This is a genomic window from Pseudomonas sp. MWU13-2862 (assembly GCF_023242495.1).
Lineage (GTDB): Bacteria > Pseudomonadota > Gammaproteobacteria > Pseudomonadales > Pseudomonadaceae > Aquipseudomonas > Aquipseudomonas gingeri_D.
This window is the reverse complement of the sequence record NZ_JALMEZ010000015.1, coordinates 127821-152565: the sequence shown is the minus strand read 5'-3', so window position 1 is coordinate 152565 and position 24745 is coordinate 127821. Positions and strand designations below refer to the sequence as shown.

Genomic DNA, 24745 nt, shown 5'->3' with positions numbered 1-24745 from the left:
TCAACGTGCAGCCCGGCGGAGGCGCCCTGGCGCCTCGCCATAGATCTCCTTGAATTTCTTGCTGAACGCCGCCTGGGATTGGTACCCGACCTGGACGGCGATATCGCTCAAGCCCAGGTGCGAATGGCTCAGCAAGCTGTACGCCAGCTCCATCCGCACCTGCGTCAGCAACACCCAGGGCGACGCTCCGGCCACTGCGGCGAACACGCGCATAAAGGTCGCCCGCGACATATTCGCCAACGCCGCCAGGGCCTCGATGGTCCACTCATGGGCCGGTTCCTCGAGCATCGCCTGCCAGGCCCGGCTCAGGCGCTTGTCGGCCAGTAACGCCAGGGTCCCGCTGGCGGGCGTCTGCTGTTGCAGATAGGCCCGCAGAATCAAGGTGAACAACGCCGACGACAGCGCATCCACCAGAAACCGCGCCCCGGCCTGGTCACCATCAGCCTCCACCCGTAGCAAGCTCACCAGCGCCGCCAATTGGCCGTTGGCTTGCAGTTCGCGGCCAGAAATCAGCAAATACCCGGGCAACGCGGCGAACAACATCGACTCGCGCTGGTAGTGGAAGCGGCCACAGAGAAGGTCCAGGTCCGCCTTTTCAACGCCGAACCGATGCACCGGCAACAGACCGCCATGACTGATCCGCGCCGCCGTCGGCGCCACCCGTTGCCCCGGGCTGCGCAACAGATGACCGCCGCCACCGGGCAGCACCAGGATATCGCCGGCGTGCAGGCGCAAGGAGCGGCCGTCCGGCAACTCGGCCAGGCAATCGCCGGACAGCACCAGATGATAAGGCGCGACCCCGACGCTTTCCTGCCCGTGATCCATGGCCCAGTCGCCCTGCAACTGGCAACGCAGGTCGAGACAGCCGCGGACGCCGGCAAGGGTGATGAGTTTATCGATCGAATTCATTTGCGCGTTTCGGACAAAACCTTGAGTGAATCGAACAAGAGTCATGACACCGGACAAAGGAGACTGAGCTCGTTGCCAAGCCACTCTACGCTTACCCTTTCAGGAGTTACTACTATGTTTCTCAATTGGTCCGAACTGCTGCCAACCATCAAGAATGCCTTTGGTGCCCTGGGCAAATCCAATCCGAAGATGGTCCAGGCCTATATGAAATTGGGCGAGGCCGCCGCGGAAAACAATGTGCTGGATGCCAAGACCCGCGAGCTGATTTCCATTGCCGTGGCGATTTCCACCCGTTGCGACGGTTGCATCGGCGCCCATACCGATGCGGCGATCAAGGCCGGGGCGACTCGCGAAGAAGTGGCTGCGGCCCTGGCTACCGCGATTTCGTTGAATGCCGGTGCGGCGTACATCTACTCGCTGCATGCGCTGGAGGCTTACGACAGCCTGAAGTCCTGAGGCTTTCGATTTGCGCAAAGGCGACTGGCCTCTTCGCGGGCAAGCCCTGCTCCTACAAGTTCAGGTCGTACGCAAAATCTGTATACGACACCGCACTGTAGGAGCAGGGCTTGCCGGATCGCCGCACCGCCGCGAATGCGTACTCCCAGACAACACCGGCTTCAAAGCAACCCCGCAAAATGCCGCCGAAACTGCTGCGGCGTCACCCCCAACCGTCGCTGAAACACACTGCGCATATGGTGCGCATCACGAAAACCGCACTCATACGCCACGGTCTTCAATGGCGCCCCGGCGCTTTCCAGCATCACCCGCGCCGCATCCACCCTGGCCCGTTCGACAAACTCCGCCGGGGTCACCTGGGTCTCGCGGGCAAACACCCGGGAAAAATTCCGCGCACTCATATTCGCCGCCCGCGCCAACTCGGCAATACTCAAGTCCCCGGTGAGGTGCGCCAGCACATATTGCTGCACCTGGGCCACCGGCGACGAGGCCTCGGCGTGGGGCGCCAGGTACGGGCTGAACTGCGACTGCCCGCCCGAACGCTGGGTGAACACCACCAGCCGCTTGGCGACCTTCAGCGCCACCTGCGCACCGTGATCCTGTGACAGCAGGTACAACGACAAATCGATCCCCGCCGTCACCCCCGCCGAGGTGAACAGCCGATCGTCCTGCACATACAAACGATCGGCCTCGACCCGCGCGGCCGGGCACAACGCCGCCAATGCCGACGCATCACTCCAGTGGGTGGTCACCGTGCACCCGTCGAGCAATCCGGCCCGGGCCAGCATGAAGGCGCCGTTGCAGATCGAACCGAAGCGCTCGGCGCGGGCACTGGCTGCGCGCAACCAGGCATAAAAATCGTCACCGAAATCCAGCCCCGGCAGGCTCGGCCCGCCAGCGCACAGCAACAGGTCATAACGCTCCAGCGCCTCGCTGAAATGCCGATGCGCCTGGATCGCCAGGCCGTTGGAACAGGCCAGCCAACCGCGCTCGACACCGATCACTTCCAGCCGGTACTGGGTCTCGGGGGGCAGAAAGCTGTTGGCTTCGGCAAAGACATCCATGGGCCCGGTAACGTCCAGGGACTGGACGCCGGGGAACACCACAATGGCAAGGGTTCGAGTCATGGGCGGGTCTCGATGCAAGTCAGCGTTACGGTAACGCATGCCTCCGGCCGATGCGACAGCCGCTTCTATCACGCGCACACGCTGGCACGGAACCCGCCCCGAATGGCTGGATTCACCACCTTGTGTCGATTGTTGCCATCTCGCCCCGGCGCCAGACTGAACCCATCGGCGCCAACCGGGCGCTCCCCCAGAGGAAGTCTCGACATGAGCAACACCATTGCCGGCATCAAGATCCCCGACAGCACCCTGGCCAAGGCCACCACCGAATACATTCGCGATGTGGAAAGCGATCTGCTCTACCACCACTCGCGCCGGGTCTTCCTGTTCGGTGCCCTGAGCGGTGAACGCAAGCAACTGGCCTACGATCCGGAGTTGCTGTACGTCGGCGCGATGTTCCACGACCTCGGCCTGGTGGAAGGTCACCGCAGCGATGACGAACGTTTCGAAGTCGACGGCGCCAATGCGGCCAAGGTGTTCATGAAGCCTTACGGGCTGTCGGATGACGATATCGAGCAGGTCTGGCTGTCGATTGCCCTGCATACCACACCGGGGGTGCCGCAACATCTGCGGCCGACGGTGGCATTGGTCACGGCCGGGGTGGAAATGGATGTGCTGGGGATGGACTACGCGGCGTTTCCAAGCGCCCAGCGTGAAGCAGTGGTGCATGCGCATCCACGGGGGGAAGGGTTCAAGGAGTGCATCATCTGCGCGTTCGCCGAGGGGCTGCGCCATCGTCCGTTGACCACTTTCGGCAACGTGAAGACCGATGTGTTGAAGGACAAGGATGCGACGTTCAAGCCGATGAATTTTGTCGAGGTGATTCGGCGTTCGCCTTGGGCTGAATAAACCCCGGGAACATCGTGGCTAGCGCACGGAGTTGTCGGCGGTCTTGAGGGACTCTTCGCGGGCAAGCCCTGCTCCTACAGGTTTGGGTCGTCCACAAAATTTGTGAACGACGCCGTACCTGTAGGAGCAGGGCTTGCCCGCGAAGCTTTTTGAGACCTACGCGGTCTCCGCCACCTTCGCCCGACGCACGTCCGGCTGTTTCCAGGAGTCCGCCGCGCTTTCATCGATGGCCAACTGGATGGCTTTCTTGCGGCGCTCTTCGGCCTGGCGGCTGAAGTACCAGACGAGGAAGGTCACCAACGACACCGCCAACAGGATCAGGCTCGCCACCGCGTTGATCTCCGGCTTCACGCCCAGGCGCACCGCCGAGAACACTTCCATCGGCAACGTCGTCGAACCCGGCCCCGACACGAAGCTCGCCAGCACCAGGTCATCCAGGGACAACGCAAAGGACATCATGCCCCCCGCCGCCAGCGACGGCGCGATCATCGGGATGGTGATCAGGAAAAACACCTTCCACGGTTTGGCGCCCAGGTCCATGGCCGCCTCTTCGATGGACAGGTCCAGCTCACGCAGACGCGCCGACACCACCACCGCCACATAGGCCGCGCAGAACGTCGTGTGGGCGATCCAGATGGTGACGATGCCACGCTCCTGGGGCCAGCCGATCAACTGCGCCATGGCCACGAACAGCAGCAACAGTGACAGGCCGGTGATCACTTCCGGCATCACCAACGGCGCTGTCACCAGGCCGCCGAACAGCGTGCGGCCCTTGAAACGGGTGACGCGGGTCAGGACAAACGCCGCCAGGGTCCCCAGCGCCACTGCGGCCACCGCGGTGTAGCAGGCGATTTCCAGCGAGCGGGCCACCGAGCCCATCAGTTGGGTGTTGTCCAGCAAACCCACGTACCACTTCACCGACCAGCCGCCCCACACCGTCACCAGCTTGGAGGCGTTGAACGAGTAGATCACCAGGATCAGCATCGGCAGGTAGATGAACAGCAGACCCAGCACCAGCATCAGGTTGGAAAAACTGAAGCGCTTCATTCCTTGCCCTCCATTTCTTTGGCCTGACTACGGTTGAACAGAATGATCGGCACAATCAGGATCGCCAGCATCACCACCGCCAGCGCGGACGCCACCGGCCAGTCACGGTTGTTGAAGAACTCTTGCCACAGCACTTTACCGATCATCAGGGTTTCCGGGCCGCCGAGCAGCTCGGGGATCACGAACTCGCCCACCACCGGGATAAACACCAGCATGCAGCCGGCAATGATGCCGTTCTTCGACAGCGGCACGGTGATCTTCCAGAAGCTGTTGAAGGTGCTCGAACCCAGGTCCGAGGCGGCTTCCAGCAGGCTCTGGTCGTGCTTCACCAGGTTGGCGTAGAGCGGCAGGATCATGAACGGCAGATACGAATAGACCACACCGATATACACCGCGAGGTTGGTATTGAGGATCTGCAACGGCTCGCTGATCAGTCCGGTCCACAGCAGGAACCCATTCAACAACCCGTTGTTGCTGAGGATCCCCATCCAGGCGTAGACGCGGATCAGGATCGCGGTCCAGGTCGGCATCATGATCAACAGCACCAGCACGGTCTGCAATTCCTTGCGCGCGCTGGCAATGGCATAGGCCATCGGGTAGCCGATCAACAGGCACAGCAGCGTGCTGAAGAACGCCATCTTCAACGAGCCGAGGTAGGCCGCCAGGTACAGGTCGTCGTCCCCCAGCATCGTGTAGTTGCCGAGGTTGAGGATGATCTGCAGCTTCTGTTCGACGAAGGTGTAGATCTGGGTGTAAGGCGGAATCGCCACGTCCGCTTCGGCAAAGCTGATCTTCAGGACGATGAAGAACGGCAGCATGAAGAACAGGAACAGCCAGAGGAAAGGAATCCCGATGACCGCATGGCGGCCACTGGGGGTTATTCGCCGCACCAGGGATTTGAGGTTCATGAGCGCAGTACCACGCCGCTGTCGTCTTCCCACCAGACGTAGACTTCATCGCCCCAGGTCGGACGCTGGCCCTGGCGCTCGGCGTTGGCGACAAACGACTGCACCAGCTTGCCGCACGGCAGCTCGACGTAGAACACCGAGTGGCCGCCCAGGTAGGCGATGTCGTGGACCTTGCCCCGCGACCAGTTGTATTCGCAGGTCGGCGGCACCGGGGTCACCAACAGTTTTTCCGGGCGAATCGCGTAGGTGACACGCTTGTCCTGGACCGAGGTGGTGACGCCGTGGCCCACGTAGATGTCGCGTTCCAGCTCCGGGCTGGCGATCCGCGCGTAACCTTCGGCGTCGTCCACCACTTCACCTTCGAAGATATTGACGTTGCCGATGAACTCGCAGACCAGGCGGCTGGTCGGGGTTTCGTAGATGTCGATCGGGCTGCCGATCTGGGCAATCCAGCCCAGGTGCATGATGGCGATCCGTTCGGCCATGGTCATGGCCTCTTCCTGGTCGTGGGTCACCATGACGCAGGTCACGCCGACGCGCTCGATGATCTCGACAAGCTCAAGCTGCATTTGCGAACGCAGCTTCTTGTCCAGAGCACCCATGGGCTCGTCGAGCAACAACAGCTTCGGCCGCTTGGCCAGGGAACGGGCCAGGGCCACGCGCTGGCGCTGACCGCCGGAGAGCTGGTGCGGCTTGCGCTTGGCGTACTGGCTCATCTGCACCAGCTTGAGCATCTCGGCCACCCGGGCGTCGATCTCGGCCTTGGGGATCTTGTCCTGTTGCAGGCCGAAAGCAATGTTCTGCGCCACGGTCATGTGCGGGAACAAGGCGTAGGACTGGAACATCATGTTGATCGGCCGCTCATAGGGCGGCAGGTCGGTGATATCGACACCGTCGAGGTAAATCCGACCTTCGGTCGGGCGCTCGAAGCCGGCAAGCATGCGCAGCAAGGTGGATTTACCCGAACCCGATCCGCCGAGCAGGGCGAAGATCTCGCCCTTCTTGATTTCCAGGGACACATCGTCCACGGCAATCGTCTCATCGAACTTCTTGGTGACCCTGTCGATTTTGACCAGCACCTGTTTAGGTGTCTGGTCGCCCTCGAGGGCTTTCTTATAGGCGCCGGAGGCAACTGCCATTTGTAAAACTCCCAACAAGATTTAGCCGCCGGGCCTGGGTGACCCGGCTTTGGATGGTTCGACCCTCGGGCACTATTTGCCCGACTTGACCTTGGTCCAGCTGCGGGTCATCAAACGTTGGATTTTCGGGGGTAGTTCAGAATTGACATACAACTTGTCCAAGACTGCCTGCGGTGGGTAAACCGCTTCATCGGTACGCACGGACTGATCCATCAGAGCGCCAGCCTTTGGGTTCGGGTTGGCATAACCGACATAATCGCTGACCTGGGCAATCGCTTCAGGCTGCAGCAGATAATTGATAAAGGCGTGCGCTTCCTTGACGTTGCCGGCGTCCCTGGGGATCGCCAGCATGTCGAACCAGAGGTTGCCGCCTTCCTTGGGAATCACATAGGCGATGTTCACGCCTTTCTTGGCTTCTTCGGCGCGTTTCTTCGCTTGGAAGATATCGCCGGAGAACCCGGCCGCCACGCAGATCTCGCCATTGGCCAGATCGGAAATGTACTTGGACGAGTTGAAGTAGGTGACGTAAGGACGGACCTTCAGCAGCTTCTCTTCGGCCAACTTGTAGTCTTTTTCATTGGTGCTGTTGGGGCTCAGGCCCATGTAGTTGAGCACCGCCGGAAGCATTTCATCGGCGGAGTCGAGGAACGCCACGCCGCAGCTGGAGAGCTTCTTCAGGTTCTCCGGCTCGAACAGCACCGCCCAGGAGTCGATCTTGTCGACGCCCAGCGCCGCCTTGACCTTCTCGACGTTGTAGCCGATGCCGTTGGTGCCCCACAGATAAGGCACGGCGTACTGGTTGCCCGGGTCGTTCTTTTCCAGGCGTTTCATCAACGCCGGGTCGAGGTTCGCGTAGTTGGGCAATTGCGCCTTGTCGAGCTTCTGGAACGCGCCCGCCTTGATCTGCTTGCCGAGGAAATGGTTGGACGGCACCACCACGTCATAACCGGTGTGGCCGGCCAGCAACTTGCCTTCCAGGGTTTCATTGGAATCGAAGACGTCATAGACCGGCACAATACCGGTGGCTTTCTGGAAGTCCGCCAGGGTGGTCTGCCCGATATAATCCGACCAGTTATAAACATGCACGGTCGGTGCTGCTTGCACACTGACCGCCAAGGTCAGGCACGCGCCCGCCAGCATGGCTTTGCGAAAGAAAGAAATAGACAAGTGGAGGTCCTCTGGAAATCCGCGGGAGCTGCCAAAGGCTGCGCAACTCCCGCAGGTTGTCTCAAATCGGCTTATTTACCCGATTTGATCTTGGTCCAGCTGCGGGTCATTTCGCGCTGGGTCGCCGCCGGCAAGTCGGCGATGGCATACAGCTTGGCCTGCACATCCGCTGGCGGGTAGATGCCCGGGTCGCTGGTGATGCTCTTGTCAACCAGTGCGGTCGCCTTGTCGTTACCGTTAGGGAAACGCACGCTGTCGGTGATCGCCGCCATGACTTCCGGCTTGAGCAGGTAGTTCATGAACTTGTAGGCCGCTTCGGTGTTTTCCGCATCTTTAGGGATAGACACCATGTCGTAGAAGCTGCCAGCCCCTTCTTTAGGAATGCTGTAGGCGACTTTGACCTTGTCACCGGCTTCGACGGCACGGGACTTGGCCTGCTGGACATCACCCGAGTAACCGATGGCGACACAGATGTTGCCGTTGGCCAGGTCAGAGATGTACTTGGACGAGTGGAAGTAGGAAATCGAAGGACGCAGTTTGAGGAACAGGTCTTCGGCTTTCTTCAGATCTTCCTTCTTCTGGGTGTCGGTCGGCAGACCCAGGTAGTGCAGGGCCACCGGCAGCATTTCGGTCGGCGAATCGAGGAAGCTCACGCCGCAGCTCTTCAGCTTGGCGAGGTTCTCGGGCTTGAGCACCGCGTCCCAGGAATCGATCTTGTCCACGCCCAGCGCGGCCTTGACCTTCTCCGGGTTGTAGCCGATGCCGATCGAACCCCACATGTACGGGAAGGCGTGCTTGTTGCCCGGGTCGCTGACCGAGACGGCCTTGAGCAGCGACTGGTTCAGGTTGCCGTAGTTGGACAGTTTCGACTTGTCCAGTTCCTGGTAGACACCGGCCTTGATCTGCTTGGCCAGGAAGTTGTTGGATGGCACAACAATATCGTAACCGGACTTACCGGCCAGCAACTTGGCTTCCAGGGTTTCGTTACTGTCGAAGACGTCGTAAACCACCTTGATGCCAGACTCTTTTTCAAAGTTGGCAACGGTGTCCGGCGCGATGTAGTCGGACCAGTTGTAAACGTGCAGCACCTTGTCGTCCGCGTGAGCGGCACCGGCCAATGCACCTGCCAGGGACAGGGCGAGGAGAGTCTTGCCGGCTACGTTCTTACCTAATGCCTTCATGCGTCATGCTCCAATTTGTTCTTTTTAACCCGCTGTTCGGCGGCCGATTCCCGGGCAACTCGAAACAGTGGGGGTAGTCTGGCAAGATCCAAGGTAGCCTTTCAAGGAAAGACCACCCTTTCTGATTGCTCTGAGCGAAAGCACCTACACCGTACTTCCGGCTCAGAGCCTAGCACTTAGCCCTGCAACGCACTCAGGGTCAGATCCAGGCACTTGCGTGCCTTGGCCACCAACTCGTCGATCTCGGTTTTGCTGATCACCAGTGGCGGCGCAATGATCATGGTGTCGCCAACGGCACGCATGATCAGTCCATTATCGAAGCAGAACTGCCGGCAGATCATGCCGACGCCCTTACCTTCATACCGCGCACGGGTGGCCTTGTCCTTGACCAGTTCGATGGCGCCCAACAGGCCCACACCGCGAACTTCACCCACCAACGGATGATCGTTCAGTTCCCGCAGACGTTTCTGCAAATAGGGTGCCGTTTCACTCTGGACGCGCTCGATAATTTTTTCTTCGCGCAGGATACGGATGTTTTCCAGGGCAACGGCCGCGGCCACCGGATGGCCGGAATAGGTGAAACCGTGGTTGAAATCGCCGCCTTCGTTGAGCACCGCGACCACTTCGTCCCGCACGATCAGGCCACCCATGGGGATATAGCCGGAGGTCAGGCCCTTGGCGATGGTCATCATGTCGGGCTTGAGGCCGTAGAAATCGCTGCCGAACCACTCACCGGTGCGACCGAAACCACAGATCACTTCGTCGGCGACGAAGAGGATGTCGTACTTGGCGAGGATTTCCTTGATGCGCGGCCAGTAGCTGTCCGGCGGCACGATCACACCGCCCGCGCCCTGGATCGGCTCGGCGATAAAGGCGCCGACATTATCCACGCCCAGCTCGAGGATCTTCTCTTCCAGTTGATTCGCGGCCCAGACCCCGAACTCTTCAGGGCTCATGTCGCCGCCTTCGGCGAACCAGTAAGGCTGCGGGATATGGACGATGCCCGGGATCGGCAAGTCGCCCTGCTCGTGCATATAGGTCATGCCGCCCAGACTCGCACCGGCCACGGTGGAACCGTGATAACCGTTCTTGCGGCTGATGATGACCTTCTTGTTCGGCTGGCCCTTGATCGCCCAGTAGTGGCGGACCATGCGCAGCATGGTGTCGTTGCCTTCGGAGCCGGAACCGGTGAAGAACACGTGGTTCATGCCTTCCGGCGCGATCTCGGAAATGGCCTTGGCCAGTTCCAGCACCGGTGGGTGGGCAGTCTGGAAGAACAGGTTGTAATAAGGCAGCTCGCGCATCTGTTTGCTGGCGGCGTCGGCCAGCTCATCGCGACCGTAGCCGATGGCCACGCACCAGAGGCCGGCCATGCCGTCGAGGATCTGATGGCCCTCGCTGTCCCAGAGGTAGACGCCCTTGGCGTGGGTGATGATACGCGGGCCTTTCTCTTTCAGCTGCTTGAAGTCACTGAAAGGGGCCAGGTGGTGATCACTGCTGAGGGCTTGCCACTCACGGGTTTGCGGGTTGTTGCTGGTCATACGGATCTCCTAGTTCCAGTAAGGGCGCGGTCTTTATCTACCGCGCCCGGCGCATCAGACGGCGAAGAGCAGGAATTCCCGCTCCCACGAACTGATGACGCGCTTGAAGTTTTCATGCTCGGCCCGCTTGACCGCGACGTAGCCTGTGATGAATTTCTTGCCCAGGTATTTCTCGATGGTCTTGCTGTTTTCCATCCGCTCCAGGGCGTCTTCGATGGTCAGCGGCAGGCGCAGGTTGCGGCGTTCATAACCACGACCGACCACCGGCGCGCTCGGGTTGAGGCCTTCGACCATACCGATGTAGCCACACAGCAGGCTTGCCGCAATCGCCAGGTAAGGGTTGGCGTCGGCGCCCGGCAGGCGGTTTTCCACACGGCGGTTCTGCGGGCCGGCATCCGGGACCCGCAGGCCGACGGTGCGGTTCTCTTCGCCCCATTCGACGTTCACCGGGGCCGAGGTGTCCGGCAGGAAGCGGCGGAACGAGTTGACGTTCGGCGCGAACAGCGGCAACAGCTCGGGAATCAGCTTCTGCAGGCCGCCGATGTGATGCAGGAACAGCTCGCTCATGCTCCCGTCTTCATTGGAGAAGACGTTCTTGCCGGTGGCGATGTCGATGATGCTCTGGTGCAGGTGCATGGCACTGCCCGGCTCGCCGGTCATGGGTTTGGCCATGAAGGTCGCCGCCACGTCGTGCTTGAGCGCCGCTTCGCGCATGGTGCGCTTGAACACCAGGATCTGGTCCGCCAGGGACAACGCGTCGCCATGCCGGAAGTTGATCTCCATCTGCGCCGTGCCGTCCTCGTGGATCAGCGTGTCGAGGTCCAGCTCCTGCAGTTCGCACCAGTCGTAGACGTCTTCGAACAACGGGTCGAATTCGTTGGCCGCTTCAATGGAGAAGGACTGGCGACCGGTTTCCGGGCGGCCGGAACGGCCGACCGGCGGCTGCAACGGATAGTCCGGGTCGTCGCTGCGCTTGGTCAGGTAGAACTCCATTTCCGGCGCCACGATCGGCTGCCAGCCCTTTTCGGCATAGAGTGCCAGGACCTTCTTGAGCACGTTGCGCGGCGACAGCTCGATGGGGTTGCCCTGCTTGTCATAGGTGTCGTGGATCACCTGGGCGGTGGGCTCGATGGCCCAGGGCACCACATACACCGCATTGCTGTCGGGGCGGCAGATCATGTCGATGTCGGCCGGGTCGAGCAGTTCGTAATAGATGTCGTCTTCGACGTAGTCGCCGGTCACCGTCTGCAACAGCACACTCTCAGGCAGACGCATGCCTTTTTCGGCGATGAACTTGTTGGTCGGCGAGATCTTGCCCCGGGTGATGCCGGTGAGGTCGGCAATCATGCATTCGACTTCTGTGATCTTGTGGTCTTTCAACCAATCGGTGAGCTGGTCGAGGTTGTTACTCATAAGTGCCTCTGGGTTGGGGTTCCTGACGTCTATTATCGGTCAGGCGTTCCTGGACGTATCGACTTCGCGCTGTAAAACCCGCTTTCGACAGGCATCGCCGAAAGCCTGGAAGATCGCCAGGTAGACCGGGTTGCTCGTGACCTGCCATTCCGGGTGCCATTGCACCCCTAAAGCAAAAGCCTTGCCTTCGACCACCGAGACCGCCTCGATCAGGCCGTCCGGTGCCGTGGCTTCGACGCGCAACCCCGGTGCCAGGCGGTCCACGCCCTGGCTGTGAATCGAGTTGACCTGGAATTGCGTCGGCAGCCCGAGCCCCGCCAGTACGCCGCCGGGTTGAACCTGCATGGCATGGGCCGGACCGTACTGTACGTCCAGTGGCTGGGACTCGTCTTCACGATGATCCATGAAGGTTCCAACCTCATGAACCTTTTGATGCAGGCTGCCGCCGAAGGCCACGTTCATTTCCTGGAAGCCCCGGCAAATACCGAGCACGGGAATACCCGCGGCGACGGCGGCACGGATCAGCGGGAGGGTGGTGCGGTCGCGTGCAGAATCATGAGCAGTGCCCGGCGCGCTGGCCGGACCGCCGTACAAATGCGGTTCGACGTTGGACGCAGAGCCGGTAAACAGGATTCCATCCAGGCCGTCGAGAATATCGGACGGCTCAAGCAGTTCAGCCAGGGACGGAAGGATCAGCGGCAGCCCTTTGGCGGCGACGGCGACGGCACGGACATACTTGTCGCCACTGATGTGATAAGCATGCAAACCGATCTGTTTGGAGCATGCGGTGACGCCGATCAACGGCAGGCGAGACATGAAGCACCCCGGTATTATTGCTGTTATGGGTTTCAATCGAGCTTAGCCTTGTTCATTTTTTTACACAACACCCCCGTAAAAAATACAACACGGCCCGCTCAAGCCCGCGGTGCCGGAGAGCGTCCGGTGCAAAAAATTGCCCCAAAAGGCCGCAAAAAAGCCCCTTGAGCGCTTTTTCAGGGCAAAAAAGGCCTCGCTTGACTTCGGCATGCCGTTCGGGTTGACTGAAACCAGAAAAGATCAATGATTGATATTTTTAACAACAAAGGTGTTGCATCATGTCGGTACCCCCGCGTGCCGTTCAGCTTAACGAAGCGAACGCGTTCCTTAAGGATCATCCTGAGGTTCTGTACGTAGACCTTCTAATTGCGGATATGAATGGTGTGGTGCGCGGCAAGCGCATCGAACGCACCAGCCTCCACAAGGTTTACGAGAAAGGCATCAACCTGCCTGCCTCTCTATTTGCCCTGGATATCAACGGCTCGACGGTGGAAAGCACCGGCCTGGGTCTGGATATCGGTGATGCTGACCGAATCTGTTATCCGATCCCCGACACCCTGTGCAATGAACCTTGGCAAAAGCGCCCGACCGCGCAGCTGCTGATGACCATGCACGAACTCGAAGGTGAACCTTTCTTCGCCGACCCTCGCGAAGTCCTGCGGCAAGTCGTGAGCAAGTTCGACGAACTCGGCCTGACCATCTGCGCCGCGTTCGAGCTGGAGTTCTACCTGATCGACCAGGAGAACGTGAACGGTCGCCCACAACCGCCCCGCTCGCCGATCTCCGGCAAACGCCCGCACTCGACACAGGTCTACCTGATCGACGACCTCGACGAATACGTCGACTGCCTCCAGGACATCCTGGAAGGTGCGAAAGAGCAAGGCATCCCGGCCGACGCCATCGTCAAGGAAAGTGCCCCGGCGCAGTTCGAAGTGAACCTGCACCACGTGGCCGATCCGATCAAGGCCTGCGACTACGCGGTATTGCTCAAGCGCCTGATCAAGAACATCGCCTACGACCATGAGATGGACACCACCTTCATGGCCAAGCCTTACCCGGGCCAGGCGGGCAACGGACTGCACGTCCATATCTCGATTCTCGACAAGGAAGGCAAGAACATCTTTGCCAGTGAGGATCCCGAGCAGAACGCCGCGCTGCGTCACGCGATCGGCGGTGTGCTCGAGACCCTACCGGCACAGATGGCCTTCCTCTGCCCGAACGTCAACTCCTACCGTCGTTTCGGCGCACAGTTCTACGTGCCGAACTCGCCGTGCTGGGGCCTGGACAACCGGACGGTGGCGATTCGCGTACCGACCGGCTCGTCCGACGCGGTACGTATCGAACACCGCGTCGCCGGTGCCGATGCCAACCCGTATCTGCTGATGGCTTCGGTCCTGGCAGGCGTGCACCACGGCCTGACCAACAAGATCGAGCCGGGCGCTCCGGTGGAAGGCAACAGCTACGAGCAGAACGAGCAGAGCCTGCCGAACAACCTGCGTGATGCCCTGCGTGAGTTGGATGACAGCGAGATCATGGCCAAATATATCGATCCGAAATACATCGATATCTTCGTCGCCTGTAAAGAGAGCGAGCTGGAGGAGTTCGAACACTCCATCTCCGACCTCGAGTACAACTGGTACCTGCATACCGTGTAAGCGCTTGAAGCAATAAAAAGAACGCCGCCGGCCTTGGGCCTGCGGCGTTTTTTTATGCCCGCCTGCCAGCGATGCGGACTCACAGACACCACACCAGCGTCCTCGCGTACAATGCCCGCTGCCCTTGCCGGAGAACCACATGACCCGCCCCGCCACCGCTCGCAAACCCCGCGCACGCAGCCAGGCCCGGATCGACTCGATCCTCGACGCCGCGCGCACCTTGCTTGCCGCCGAAGGCGTGGCCAGTCTGTCGATCTACAGCGTGGCGGAACGGGCCGAGATCCCGCCGTCCTCGGTCTATCACTTCTTCGCCAGCGTCCCGGCCCTGCTCGAAGCCCTGACCAACGATGTCCACGCGGCGTTCCGCGCCACCCTGCAGGCGCCCATCGACCACCAGGCCCTCACCAGCTGGCGCGACCTGTCACGGTTGGTGGAGCAGCGGATGCTGAATATCTACGAGGAGGATGCGGCGGCGCGTCAGTTGATCCTTGCGCAGCACGGCCTGACCGAAGTGACCCAGGCTGACCGCCAGCACGACATCGAACTCGGCGATCTGATGCACAAGCTGTTTATCCGGCATTTCGAATTGCCGACGCTGCCCAAGGAAGTCGATGTGTTCGCCCTGGCGATGGAGCTGGGGGATCGGGTCTATGCGCGGTCGGTACAGTTGCACGACCAGATCACGCCGCGCATGGCCGAAGAAGGGATGCGGGTGTTCGATGCGTACCTGGGGCTGTATTTGCCGCCGTATCTGCCTCGGCGCGAAAGCCCGCTCTGAAGGCTGTCGCGAACCCTGCGTCGCTTGATCCGGCCTCTTCGCGGGCAAGCCCTGCTCCTACAGTACGGTGTCGATCACGGATTTTGTGCACGACACAAACCTGTAGGAGCAGGGCTTGTCGGGACGCCGCACCGCCGCGAAGAGGCTCTTGAGCCTGGCCTCACTCATACAAGCACTCAGAACGGCGCATCACCCAGAATGGTCGCCCGGTGCATCACCCGCCGGTTCGGCCGGTAATCGTCCACTGCGTAATGCTGGGTCACGCGGTTGTCCCAGAATGCCACGTCATTCTCCTGCCAGCGCCAGCGAATGGTGAACTCCGGACGCGTCCCATGGGCGAACAGCAACTTGAGAATCGCCTCGCTCTCGGCCTCCTCCAGCTCGTTGATCCGGGTGGTGAAACCCTCGTTGACGAACAACGCCTTGCGTCCGCTCACCGGGTGCGTGCGGATCACCGGATGCGACAGCGGCGGGTTCTTCCTGCGGGTCTCCTCCCAGCGCGCCAGGTCCTCGGGCGTATTGCCGAAACGCTCGACAGGAAACGACTTGATGAAGTTGTGCGTCGCCGTCAGCCCGTCCAGCAACTGCCGCAACGGCGCCGACAAGGCTTCAAACGCCGCGATGCCACTGGCCCACAGGGTGTCGCCACCAAACGCTGGCAGCTGCTTGGCGCTGAGCACCGCCCCCAGCGCCGGGGTCGGCAGGAAGGTCACGTCGGTGTGCCAGACCGCGTTGTCGCGCACGTCGGTCACCGCCGTGTCGAGGATCAGCACTTCGGGCTGCTCCGGCACGTTCGGGTAGATCGGATGAATATGCAGGTCGCCGAAATACGCCGCAAAGGTCGCCTGCTGCACCGGGTTCAACGGCTGGTTACGGAAGAACAGTACCTGATACTTGAGCAGTGCCTGCTGGATGGCGTCGCGATGTTCGACGGTCAACGGCCGGTTCAAGGTAACGCCGTCGATCTGCGCGCCCAGGGCGGCGCTCAGGGGAGTAATGGTCAGGCTCATGATCGATCTCTTCAAATACGCGCCGGGCTGTCGGCGTGGTCAATAGGCTGCGGGCTGTCAGTGGGCCTGGCCGTGCCACGGCACCAGCTTGCGCTGCAGGGCGCGCAGGCCCATCTCCATGGCAAAGGCGATAAAGGCGATCACCAGGATCCCCAGCACCACCACATCGGTCACCAGGAACTGTGCCGCCGACTGCACCATAAAGCCCAGGCCGCTGGTGGCGGCGATCAGTTCGGCGGCCACCAGGGTCGACCAGCCGACACCGAGGCCGATACGCACACCGGTGAGAATGTCCGGCAAGGCGCTGGGCAGGATCACATGGCGAATCAGCTGGGCACGGGTGGCCCCCAGGGATTGCGCGGCCCGCAGCTTGGCCGGATCGACAGTCCGTACGCCGGTGGCCGTGGAGATGGCGATCGGGGCGAAAATCGCCAGGTAGATCAGCAGCACTTTCGACAGCTCACCGATCCCGCACCAGATCACGATCAGGGGCAGATAGGCCAACGGTGGAATGGGCCGGTAGAACTCGATCAGCGGGTCGAAAATACCCCGGGCGATGCGGTTGTGGCCGATGGCGATGCCCACGGGAATCGCGGTCAGTACCGCAAAGCCGAGGCCCAGGCCGATACGCCCAAGGCTCGCGCCCAGGTGCTGCCAGAGGGTCGAGTCCATGTAGCCCTTGGTTGCCAGCAACCAGCCTTTTTCCAGCACCGCTCCAGGTGGCGGTAGAAACAACGGTTCGATGACGCCCGCGGCAGTCACTGCCCACCAGAGCAGAACCAAGGTCAACAGGGTCAGCACACTGATCCAGCGCGTACTCAGGCTGCGGCGAACCGGTATGACTTTCGGTTTGCCCGCCAGCGTCACCGGCAATTCATAGCTGCTCATACGAACTCCTGCCGCTGGGCGGCGCTGCGTTGGGAGAACACACGGGCCAGCACGTGCTCGCGGGTTTCGATAAAACGCGGGTCGGACTTGATCGCCCGGGCCGATTCACCGGCGCTGTAGCGCTGGCCGAAATCCAGGCTCAGGCGTTCGACGATCTGCCCCGGATTCGGCGCCAGCAGGATCAGGTCGGTGGCGAGAAAAACCGCCTCTTCTATATCGTGGGTAATCAGGAACACCGGCTTGGCGGTGCGGCGCCAGACTTGCAGCAACAGCTCCTGCATCTGTTCGCGGGTAAAGGCATCGAGGGCGCCGAAGGGCTCGTCCATCAGCAACACCCGAGGGTCCGCCGCCAGGGCACGGGCCAGGCCGACACGCTGTTTCTGACCACCGGACAGTTGCCAGATCCGACGCGTGTCGAAACCGGCCAGGTCCACCAGGGCGAGCATCTCCCGGGCACGGCTTTCACGTTGCGGCCGGGGCACACCCGCCAGCTCCAGACCGAAGCCGACATTGGCCAGTACATCCTGCCAGGGCAATAGCGCGTCATCCTGGAACACCACGCCACGCTCGGCACTCGGTCCCTTGACGGGCACGCCGTCGAGGGTGATGCGCCCGGCGCTCGGCTCGACGAAGCCGGCGATCAGGTTCAACAGCGAGGTCTTGCCACTCCCCGAAGGCCCGAGGGCCACCAGCAGTTGCCGGGGGCCGAGGCTGAGGGAGATGTCCGCCAGCACCGGCTCGGCCGCGCCGGGGTACTGTGCGCTGATGCGCTCCAGCTGTAACAAGGCCATGACGGCGGCTCCTCGGCGGAATCAGTTGGTGATGAACTTGGCGCTGACATAAGGGGCGTAGTCCGGCAGCACGGCATCGACCTTGCCCTGCTCTTTCAGGAACGCGGCGGTGTCGGTGATGGCCTGGGCGGTCGGCTTGCCGAGAACGGTGACCTGGTCAGCCGCCAACGGGTAGACGTTGCCTTGCAGCAGCAGGGGAATATCAGACGCCTTGGCGCCAGAGAGCTTCACCAGCTTGTCGACATTGCCCTGGGTCGCCAGCCAGGCTTGCGGGTCCTTGCGGTACTGGGCGTAGGCATCCAGGGTGACCTTGGCGAAGGCCTTGACGATTTCCGGGTGCTTCTCGGCGAAGTCCTTGCGCACGATCCAGGCATCGAAGGTCGGCGCACCGAACTTGGCCAGCTCGCCAGACGTGATCAGCACCTTGCCGTTTTCCTTGGCCACGCCCAGGGCCGGGTCCCAGACGTAGGTGGCGTCGATATCACCGCGTTTCCAGGCGGCGATGATGGCCGGTGGCGCGAGGTTGAGAATCTGTACTTTCGAAGGATCGATATTCCAGTGCTTCAGCGCGGCCAGCAGGCTGTAGTGCCCGGTGGAGACAAAAGGCACGGCGACTTTCTTGCCGATCAGGTCCTGGGGCGATTTGATCCCGGAGCCGTCACGGGCCACCAGGGCTTCGGCACCGCCGATCTGGGTGGCGATCAGGAAGGTTTCCACCGGCACCTTGCGGGTGATGGCCGCGGTCAGCGGGCTCGAGCCGAGGTAGCCGATCTGCACATCGCCCGAAGCGATGGCGGCGATGATATCGGCGCCGTTATCGAATTTGCGCCAGTCGATCTTTGCATGCGTGGCTTTTTCATAAGCGCCATCAGCCTGGGCGACTTTCGCCGGATCGACGGTGGTCTGGTAGGCCACGGTCACATCGGCAGCCTGGGCAAACCAACTGGCCCCGGCCAGGGACAAGGCCGCCAGAAGGCGGAGCGGAGCAGGGAGTTTCATGGGACAAGTTCCTCGACAGGCGACCGGGAATCGGCATGTAGAGAGACTAAATGATCTAAGAATCTTAAAATAAATAACTTATTTGCATTAGCTTATGAGTCAAAATATGACACGCGTCAGCCGGCGGCCGGCGCTTGCAGTGCCAGCTCGTGTCTGCGGGACGCCGTACCATCAGACGCTCAGCGGAAAATCCGCAAAATAACTAAACCCGACGAATGAAGGTGCGTTCCGCGTTTTTTCTTCTATGGTTCTTGGCACAGCAACATGTCAGCGGTCCGGCTTAATCAGCCAAATGCTGTAATAAATTGACGGGAGTGGCAGCGTTTAGCCATGATTGCGTCGCTTTTATGAACTTTCCTGTCCCTGAGAACAGCTCTCAAATACGGATTGTTCGAAAAAGGCTGCTACAAATACTTTTCAGAAATAAGTCTGGAGGCCGACAAAGACCTCAGGGCCGGGTAAATTCTCAGGCAGCTTATTCCTGAATCGTCTTAAAAAGGACGAAACAGTTCTTTTTGGGTTTATGAAGAATTTCATTACCCTGCAGGGACCAAATTTACGGCGAGTTAGACCAAAGTCTAGACGTGGTTTGTTACGATTGACTTGCCAGTCACGATCTGGTGCTAATCGCGCATCTGTGGCTACAAAGGGACGCTAGATCCCAGGCCAGGACACACAAAAATTAGAAATGAGAGGAGCTGTACCATGAAGAAGTCCACCTTGGCCCTAGCAGTGGCCGTAGGCGTTTTGGCGCAACACGCATATGCCGATGGGCAAGCGGATGCCAAAGGTTTTATCGAAGGCGCTACGTCGACCCTGGGTCTGCGTAACTTCTACATCAACACCGATAACCGTAGCGGGAAACCCGCTCAGAGCCTGTCCTCGGAATGGGGTCAAGGCTTTGATCTGCGCTTCAACTCCGGTTACACCCAAGGCACCGTGGGTTTCGGCCTTGATGTGATCGCCCTGACCGCTATCAAACTGGACACCGGTGGTGGCTCCAACGGTGCGACCAAAACCAGCGCTGGCAGTACGCTGTTCCCGACTGAAGCCACTGGCGGTAAAAACGCCCGCTCGGTCAATGACGCCAGCAGCCTGGGTCTGACCGGAAAAATGCGCGTTTCGCAGACCGAACTGAAGATCGGTACCCTGCTGCCGAACAACCCGGTAATCAAGTCCAACGACGGTCGCCTGCTGCCACAAACCTTCACCGGTGGCCAGATCACTTCGAACGAGATCAAGGACCTGACCCTGACTCTCGGCCAGATCGAGAAGGCCAAAGGCCGTAACTCGACCAACGACGAAGACCTGTCGATTGCCGGTGCAAACGCCAGCTCGAACTACTCAGAGGGTACTGCGGGCCGGTTCAGCAACAAGTTCCTGTACGGCGGTGCAGACTACAAGATCACCAAGGATCTGGTCGCTTCGTACTACTACGGCGAGCTGAAAGACTTCTACTCGCAGAACTTCCTGGGTCTAGCACACAATTGGGCCATCGGTCCTGGCGTGCTGAAAAGCGACCTGCGCTACTACCGTAGCCGCGACAACGGTGCCAACGCCAACACCTCTGGCTACTTCACCACCGGTCTCTACGACAACAATGTCACCAAGGGCAAGGTCGACAACGACCTGTACAGCTACCTGGCCCTGTACTCGGTTGCCGGTCACACCTTCGGCGCTGGTTATCAGTACACCAAGGGCGACAGCGACTTCCCATGGTTGAACCAGGGTGACGGCTCGTCCAACAGCACCATCACCGACATGCAGATCCAGAAGTTCGCCCGTGCTGGCGAGCGTACCTGGCAAGCTCGCTACGCCTACGATTTCGCCAAGGTTGGCGTACCCGGCCTGACCGCTGGTGTGATTTACCTGCACGGCGACAATATCCAGACCACCGCTGGCAACCAGAGCGAGTGGGAACGCGATATCACCCTGGCCTACGTGATTCCTGAAGGCACCTTCAAGAACCTCGGTTTCGCCTGGAAAAACGCCATGTGGCGCACCAACTCGATCGTTGCAACTAGCGACCAGGACGAAAACCGTCTGATCGTCAGCTACACCATCCCGCTGTTGTAAGCGTGATCGTTTAAAGTCGAGATCCACACTCAGCCCGGCGCAATGCCGGGCTGAGTGCTTCACGTACTGCCTAACACTACCTCTCAGCTTCGACTCGAACGCCAACCTTCGACATCACGGCGCCCGGCACCCCACTGAGTTACATCCCCTTAGCCCTCTCACAAGCTGTGGACAAGGTTGCTCCTGCGCCCGTCCGGCGTCCAATGAAGAACTTTTTAATATTCGATTTAGATCTAGATAAATCGATATTTATTCTTTTTAAATAAACCCTGCAGCAGGCACAGTAGGCTCATCACGCACTCACCAGGAGCAGCACCATGAGCCTAAGACTCGGCGACATCGCCCCCGACTTCGAACAGGATTCCAGCGCCGGCACGATTCGTTTCCACGAGTGGCTCGGCGACAGCTGGGGCGTACTGTTCTCCCACCCGGCGGACTTCACCCCGGTGTGCACCACGGAACTTGGCTTTACCGCCAAGCTCAAGGACGAATTCGCCCGGCGCGGCGTCAAGGCCATCGCCCTGTCGGTGGACCCGGTGGATTCGCACCACAAGTGGATCGAGGACATCAACGAGACCCAGCACACCGTGGTCAACTTCCCGATCCTGGCCGATGCCGACCGCAAGGTGTCCGATCTCTACGACCTGATCCACCCGAATGCCAACGACACCCTCACCGTACGCTCGCTGTTCGTGATCGATCCGAACAAGAAGGTGCGGCTGACCATCACCTACCCGGCCAGCACCGGGCGCAATTTCCACGAGATCCTGCGGGTGATCGACTCCTTGCAGCTCACCGATAACTACAAGGTGGCCACCCCGGCCAACTGGCAGGACGGTGACGAGGTGGTGATCGTGCCATCGCTCAAGGACGAAGACGAAATCAAGAAACGCTTCCCCAAAGGCTACCGCGCGGTGAAGCCGTACCTGCGCCTGACACCACAACCCAACCGCTGAACCGAATTGTTTACCGACTCACGATGCAGGGGTTTCAGGCCGTTTCGACGGCCTGTTTTTTTGCCTGGAAGAAAGCCATCCGCATATTCATTTAAAGAATAAACAAATGAAAAAATAAGATTTATAGATATATAAATCAGCTGATATGGTCTGTCCATCACGGTGAGATCGCAGCCCGCGAATCGCCGACAAACGCTTAAGGAATTAGCCACATGCTGGTCGTCACACTTGGAGGAAGCCCCAGCCAGCGATCACGCTCCGGGGTACTGCTGGACCAGGCCAGGCGCTGGTTGATCGAACAAGGCGTGGAAGTGGTGAGTTACCAGGTCCGCGACTTCCCGGCCGAAGACCTGCTGCACGCACGCTTCGGCAGCCCGCAGATCATCGACCTGCTGCAACAGATCGAACAGGCCGACGGCCTGGTCATCGCCACGCCGGTGTACAAGGCCTCATTCTCCGGCGCCCTGAAAACCGTGCTCGACCTGCTGCCCGAACGTGCCCTGAGCCACAAGGTGGTGCTGCCCATGGCCACCGGCGGCAGCATCGCCCATATGCTCGCGGTGGATTACGCCCTCAAGCCGGTGCTGTCGGCGCTCAAGGCCCAGGAAATGCTCCACGGCATCTTCGCCGAAGACAACCAGATCGCCTATGGCGAAGGCAGCGCCCAGGCGCAGCTGGCCCCGGCCCTGGAACAACGCCTGAACGAGGCCCTGGAACAGTTCCACAGCGCCCTGGCACGACGTCCCAAGCCCCTGGACCCGACACTGCTCAACGACCGCCTGCTCACGGCTCGCTGGAGCATCTGAACCGCTTTACCCAAAATCGATGTACTGGCCTTACTCGCCCGCCAACGGGCCAGCAGGTGCAGCCAAAACCCTCACCGCAAAAAGGAGAGCGCCATGCGCACTGTCATTTTGCGTCGCGGTCTGGTCGCTCTGTTTGCTGCGGCTGTCACCTTCGGCGCCATTACTCAAGCTCAAGCCGAGACACTTCGGATCGGTTATCAGAAATACGGCACCCTGGTGCTGCTCAAGGCCAAGGGCACCCTGGAAAAACGCCTCGCGGCCCAGGGCGTGCAAGTGCAATGGACCGAGTTCCCCGGCGGCCCGCAACTGCTCGAAGGGCTGAACGTCGGTTCCATCGACTTCGGCGTGACCGGCGAAACACCGCCGGTCTTCGCCCAGGCCGCCGGTGCCGACCTGCTCTATGTCGCCTCGGAACCACCGGCGCCCACCAGTGAAGCAATCCTGGTGCCCAAGGACTCACCGATCAAATCGGTGCAAGAGCTCAAGGGCAAGAAGGTCGTCCTCAACAAAGGCTCCAACGTCCATTACCTGCTGGTCCGCGCCCTCGAAGACGCCGGCCTGAAATACAGCGATATCCAGACCGTGTTCCTCGCGCCGGCCGATGCCCGCGCCGCCTTCGAGCGTGGCAGCGTCGACGCCTGGGTCATCTGGGACCCCTACCAGGCCGCCGCCGAGCAACAGCTCAAGGCCCGCACCCTGCGTGACGGTACCGGCCTGGTGGACAACAACCAGTTCTACCTCGCAACCCGCCCCTATGCCGAAAAACATCCTGAGGTGATCAAGGCCCTGGTGGAAGAAGTCCGCGCAGTAGGCGACTGGTCCAAGGCCAATCCCGAGGAAGTCACCACCCAGGTGGCACCGCTGCTCGGCTTGCCCGCCGACATCACCCGGATCTCGGTGAAACGCCAGGGCTATGGCGCGCAGTTCCTCACCCCGGAAGTGATCGCGGCGCAACAGAAAATCGCCGACAGCTTCTACCAGCTCAAATTGATTCCCAAACCGCTGAGCATCAAGGACGTGATCTGGACCCCGCCGGCGGCCGTTGCCAAAGCACTTTGAACCGTATTCCTTAGGAGACCACTCCATGAGCCTCAATATTTTCTGGTTCCTGCCTACCCACGGCGACGGCCATTACCTTGGCACCGCCGAAGGCGCTCGCGCCGTTGACCACGGTTACCTGCAGCAGGTGGCCCAGGCTGCCGACCGTCTCGGTTTCGGTGGCGTGCTGATCCCTACCGGACGTTCCTGCGAGGACTCCTGGCTGGTGGCCGCTTCGTTGATCCCGGTGACCCAGCGCCTGAAATTCCTGGTCGCCCTGCGCCCCGGAATCATTTCCCCGACGGTGGCGGCGCGCCAGGCCGCAACCCTCGACCGGCTGTCCGGCGGGCGGGCGCTGTTCAACCTGGTGACCGGCGGCGACCCGGACGAACTGGCCGGCGACGGCCTGTTCCTCAGCCACGAAGAGCGCTACCAGGCCTCGGTGGAATTCACCCGCATCTGGCGTCGTGTGCTGGAAGGCGAAACCGTCGACTATGACGGCCAGCACATCAGCGTCAAAGGCGCCAAGCTGCTCTATCCGCCGATCCAGCAACCGCGTCCGCCGCTGTACTTCGGCGGCTCGTCGGAAGCCGCCCAGGACCTCGCCGCCGAACAGGTGGAAATGGTCCTGACCTGGGGCGAACCGCCTGCCGCCGTTGCCGAGAAAATCGAGCAGGTGCGGGCCAAGGCCGCCAAGCTCGGGCGCACCGTGCGCTTCGGCATTCGCCTGCATGTGATTGTCCGTGAAACCAATGCCGAAGCCTGGCAAGCGGCGGACAAACTCATCTCCCATCTGGACGACGAGACCATCGCCCGCGCGCAGAAATCCCTGGCGCGTTTCGACTCCGTCGGCCAGCAACGCATGGCCGCCCTGCACGGCGGCAGCCGCGACAACCTGGAAGTCAGCCCCAACCTCTGGGCCGGCGTCGGCCTGGTCCGCGGCGGTGCCGGCACGGCGCTAGTGGGCGACGGCCCGACCGTGGCCGCGCGGGTCAAGGAATACGCCGATCTGGGTATCGACACCTTTATCTTCTCCGGTTACCCCCACCTGGAAGAGTCATACCGAGTCGCCGAACTGCTGTTCCCGCACCTGGATATCGAACGTCCGGAACTGCCGAAAAGCGCCGGTTACGTCAGCCCCTTCGGTGAGATGGTCGCCAACGACATCCTGCCCAAAGCCGTGTCCCAGAGCTGAGGC

General features: G+C 60.9%; 23 protein-coding genes. 9 read left to right on the top strand and 14 right to left on the bottom strand.

The window, feature by feature from the left end; all coding sequences use genetic code 11:
• Positions 1–909, bottom strand: a complete 909-nt coding sequence (locus M5C56_RS25240) for an AraC family transcriptional regulator (RefSeq protein ID WP_103495436.1) — start codon at positions 907–909, stop codon at positions 1–3.
• Positions 910–1023: 114 nt separating this feature from the next.
• Between M5C56_RS25240 and M5C56_RS25235 the strand changes: the two genes are divergently transcribed.
• Complete coding sequence (locus M5C56_RS25235) at positions 1024–1365, top strand: carboxymuconolactone decarboxylase family protein (protein WP_100944057.1); 342 nt, start codon at positions 1024–1026, stop codon at positions 1363–1365.
• A gap of 161 nt (positions 1366–1526) precedes the next feature.
• Here the strand turns inward: M5C56_RS25235 and M5C56_RS25230 are convergent, their stop codons facing one another.
• Positions 1527–2492: a helix-turn-helix domain-containing protein gene (locus tag M5C56_RS25230; protein ID WP_103495437.1), complete on the bottom strand. Its 966-nt coding sequence runs from the start codon at positions 2490–2492 to the stop codon at positions 1527–1529.
• Positions 2493–2696: 204 nt separating this feature from the next.
• On the opposite strand from M5C56_RS25230, the gene M5C56_RS25225 reads away from it, so the two are divergent.
• Complete coding sequence (locus M5C56_RS25225; RefSeq protein ID WP_103495438.1) at positions 2697–3338, top strand: HD domain-containing protein; 642 nt, start codon at positions 2697–2699, stop codon at positions 3336–3338.
• Positions 3339–3494: 156 nt separating this feature from the next.
• Here the strand turns inward: M5C56_RS25225 and M5C56_RS25220 are convergent, their stop codons facing one another.
• The 8 genes from M5C56_RS25220 to M5C56_RS25185 form a co-directional block, all read right to left on the bottom strand.
• Positions 3495–4385 carry an ABC transporter permease subunit gene (locus tag M5C56_RS25220; RefSeq protein ID WP_103495439.1) on the bottom strand — a complete coding sequence of 297 codons (891 nt, stop codon included), beginning with the start codon at positions 4383–4385 and terminating at the stop codon, positions 3495–3497.
• Positions 4382–5293, bottom strand: a complete 912-nt coding sequence (locus M5C56_RS25215; RefSeq protein WP_103495440.1) for an ABC transporter permease subunit — start codon at positions 5291–5293, stop codon at positions 4382–4384. Before M5C56_RS25215 ends, M5C56_RS25220 begins: the two co-directional genes overlap by 4 nt.
• A complete protein-coding gene (potA, locus tag M5C56_RS25210; RefSeq protein WP_103495441.1) occupies positions 5290–6432 on the bottom strand; it encodes a polyamine ABC transporter ATP-binding protein in 1143 nt (380 codons plus the stop codon). The genes M5C56_RS25215 and potA overlap by 4 nt, the downstream gene beginning before the upstream one ends.
• 72 nt (positions 6433–6504) lie before the next feature.
• On the bottom strand, positions 6505–7599 hold the full coding sequence (locus M5C56_RS25205; protein ID WP_103495442.1) for a polyamine ABC transporter substrate-binding protein: 1095 nt from the start codon (positions 7597–7599) through the stop codon (positions 6505–6507).
• Between the two features lie 71 nt (positions 7600–7670).
• On the bottom strand, positions 7671–8780 hold the full coding sequence (locus M5C56_RS25200; RefSeq protein WP_103495443.1) for a polyamine ABC transporter substrate-binding protein: 1110 nt from the start codon (positions 8778–8780) through the stop codon (positions 7671–7673).
• Between the two features lie 176 nt (positions 8781–8956).
• On the bottom strand, positions 8957–10321 hold the full coding sequence (locus M5C56_RS25195; protein WP_103495444.1) for an aspartate aminotransferase family protein: 1365 nt from the start codon (positions 10319–10321) through the stop codon (positions 8957–8959).
• Positions 10322–10375: 54 nt separating this feature from the next.
• A complete protein-coding gene (locus M5C56_RS25190) occupies positions 10376–11734 on the bottom strand; it encodes a glutamine synthetase family protein (protein ID WP_103495445.1) in 1359 nt (452 codons plus the stop codon).
• Between the two features lie 39 nt (positions 11735–11773).
• Positions 11774–12550, bottom strand: coding sequence for a gamma-glutamyl-gamma-aminobutyrate hydrolase family protein (locus M5C56_RS25185; RefSeq protein WP_103495446.1), 777 nt, complete (start codon positions 12548–12550; stop codon positions 11774–11776).
• A gap of 278 nt (positions 12551–12828) precedes the next feature.
• Between M5C56_RS25185 and M5C56_RS25180 the strand changes: the two genes are divergently transcribed.
• A complete protein-coding gene (locus tag M5C56_RS25180) occupies positions 12829–14205 on the top strand; it encodes a glutamine synthetase family protein (RefSeq protein ID WP_103495447.1) in 1377 nt (458 codons plus the stop codon).
• Positions 14206–14344: 139 nt separating this feature from the next.
• Entirely contained in the window at positions 14345–14983 is a 639-nt protein-coding gene (locus M5C56_RS25175) for a TetR/AcrR family transcriptional regulator (RefSeq protein ID WP_103495448.1), read from the top strand.
• A gap of 176 nt (positions 14984–15159) precedes the next feature.
• Here the strand turns inward: M5C56_RS25175 and tauD are convergent, their stop codons facing one another.
• The 4 genes from tauD to tauA are packed head-to-tail and all read right to left on the bottom strand — an operon-like array spanning position 15160 to position 18671.
• Positions 15160–15993 (bottom strand): taurine dioxygenase, encoded by an 834-nt coding sequence (tauD, locus tag M5C56_RS25170; protein ID WP_103499442.1) that lies wholly within the window; start codon positions 15991–15993, stop codon positions 15160–15162.
• Positions 15994–16050: 57 nt separating this feature from the next.
• Positions 16051–16881, bottom strand: coding sequence for a taurine ABC transporter permease TauC (gene tauC, locus M5C56_RS25165; protein WP_103499441.1), 831 nt, complete (start codon positions 16879–16881; stop codon positions 16051–16053).
• Positions 16878–17672, bottom strand: a complete 795-nt coding sequence (tauB, locus tag M5C56_RS25160) for a taurine ABC transporter ATP-binding subunit (protein ID WP_103499440.1) — start codon at positions 17670–17672, stop codon at positions 16878–16880. The genes tauC and tauB overlap by 4 nt, the downstream gene beginning before the upstream one ends.
• Positions 17673–17693: 21 nt before the next feature.
• Entirely contained in the window at positions 17694–18671 is a 978-nt protein-coding gene (gene tauA / locus M5C56_RS25155; protein ID WP_103499439.1) for a taurine ABC transporter substrate-binding protein, read from the bottom strand.
• A 705-nt stretch (positions 18672–19376) separates the two neighbouring features.
• Between tauA and M5C56_RS25150 the strand changes: the two genes are divergently transcribed.
• The 5 genes from M5C56_RS25150 to ssuD all read left to right on the top strand — a co-directional run bounded on the left by M5C56_RS25150 (position 19377) and on the right by ssuD (position 24742).
• Positions 19377–20747, top strand: coding sequence for an OprD family porin (locus M5C56_RS25150; protein WP_247263351.1), 1371 nt, complete (start codon positions 19377–19379; stop codon positions 20745–20747).
• Positions 20748–21064: 317 nt separating this feature from the next.
• Entirely contained in the window at positions 21065–21703 is a 639-nt protein-coding gene (locus M5C56_RS25145; RefSeq protein ID WP_103498913.1) for a peroxiredoxin, read from the top strand.
• A gap of 212 nt (positions 21704–21915) precedes the next feature.
• Positions 21916–22509 (top strand): NADPH-dependent FMN reductase, encoded by a 594-nt coding sequence (gene ssuE / locus M5C56_RS25140; protein ID WP_103498914.1) that lies wholly within the window; start codon positions 21916–21918, stop codon positions 22507–22509.
• Between the two features lie 93 nt (positions 22510–22602).
• Positions 22603–23568: a sulfonate ABC transporter substrate-binding protein gene (locus M5C56_RS25135; protein ID WP_103498915.1), complete on the top strand. Its 966-nt coding sequence runs from the start codon at positions 22603–22605 to the stop codon at positions 23566–23568.
• A 25-nt stretch (positions 23569–23593) separates the two neighbouring features.
• Positions 23594–24742: an FMNH2-dependent alkanesulfonate monooxygenase gene (ssuD, locus tag M5C56_RS25130; RefSeq protein WP_100942593.1), complete on the top strand. Its 1149-nt coding sequence runs from the start codon at positions 23594–23596 to the stop codon at positions 24740–24742.
• Positions 24743–24745: the final 3 nt, after the last annotated feature.

Coding starts and splice junctions, on each gene's coding strand:
- M5C56_RS25240 (WP_103495436.1), bottom strand. CDS start 909: ATGAATTCGATCGATAAACTCATCACCCTTGCCGGCGTCCGCGGCTGT.
- M5C56_RS25235 (WP_100944057.1), top strand. CDS start 1,024: ATGTTTCTCAATTGGTCCGAACTGCTGCCAACCATCAAGAATGCCTTT.
- M5C56_RS25230 (WP_103495437.1), bottom strand. CDS start 2,492: ATGACTCGAACCCTTGCCATTGTGGTGTTCCCCGGCGTCCAGTCCCTG.
- M5C56_RS25225 (WP_103495438.1), top strand. CDS start 2,697: ATGAGCAACACCATTGCCGGCATCAAGATCCCCGACAGCACCCTGGCC.
- M5C56_RS25220 (WP_103495439.1), bottom strand. CDS start 4,385: ATGAAGCGCTTCAGTTTTTCCAACCTGATGCTGGTGCTGGGTCTGCTG.
- M5C56_RS25215 (WP_103495440.1), bottom strand. CDS start 5,293: ATGAACCTCAAATCCCTGGTGCGGCGAATAACCCCCAGTGGCCGCCAT.
- potA (WP_103495441.1), bottom strand. CDS start 6,432: ATGGCAGTTGCCTCCGGCGCCTATAAGAAAGCCCTCGAGGGCGACCAG.
- M5C56_RS25200 (WP_103495443.1), bottom strand. CDS start 8,780: ATGAAGGCATTAGGTAAGAACGTAGCCGGCAAGACTCTCCTCGCCCTG.
- M5C56_RS25195 (WP_103495444.1), bottom strand. CDS start 10,321: ATGACCAGCAACAACCCGCAAACCCGTGAGTGGCAAGCCCTCAGCAGT.
- M5C56_RS25190 (WP_103495445.1), bottom strand. CDS start 11,734: ATGAGTAACAACCTCGACCAGCTCACCGATTGGTTGAAAGACCACAAG.
- M5C56_RS25185 (WP_103495446.1), bottom strand. CDS start 12,550: ATGTCTCGCCTGCCGTTGATCGGCGTCACCGCATGCTCCAAACAGATC.
- M5C56_RS25180 (WP_103495447.1), top strand. CDS start 12,829: ATGTCGGTACCCCCGCGTGCCGTTCAGCTTAACGAAGCGAACGCGTTC.
- M5C56_RS25175 (WP_103495448.1), top strand. CDS start 14,345: ATGACCCGCCCCGCCACCGCTCGCAAACCCCGCGCACGCAGCCAGGCC.
- tauD (WP_103499442.1), bottom strand. CDS start 15,993: ATGAGCCTGACCATTACTCCCCTGAGCGCCGCCCTGGGCGCGCAGATC.
- tauC (WP_103499441.1), bottom strand. CDS start 16,881: ATGAGCAGCTATGAATTGCCGGTGACGCTGGCGGGCAAACCGAAAGTC.
- tauB (WP_103499440.1), bottom strand. CDS start 17,672: ATGGCCTTGTTACAGCTGGAGCGCATCAGCGCACAGTACCCCGGCGCG.
- tauA (WP_103499439.1), bottom strand. CDS start 18,671: ATGAAACTCCCTGCTCCGCTCCGCCTTCTGGCGGCCTTGTCCCTGGCC.
- M5C56_RS25150 (WP_247263351.1), top strand. CDS start 19,377: ATGAAGAAGTCCACCTTGGCCCTAGCAGTGGCCGTAGGCGTTTTGGCG.
- M5C56_RS25145 (WP_103498913.1), top strand. CDS start 21,065: ATGAGCCTAAGACTCGGCGACATCGCCCCCGACTTCGAACAGGATTCC.
- ssuE (WP_103498914.1), top strand. CDS start 21,916: ATGCTGGTCGTCACACTTGGAGGAAGCCCCAGCCAGCGATCACGCTCC.
- M5C56_RS25135 (WP_103498915.1), top strand. CDS start 22,603: ATGCGCACTGTCATTTTGCGTCGCGGTCTGGTCGCTCTGTTTGCTGCG.
- ssuD (WP_100942593.1), top strand. CDS start 23,594: ATGAGCCTCAATATTTTCTGGTTCCTGCCTACCCACGGCGACGGCCAT.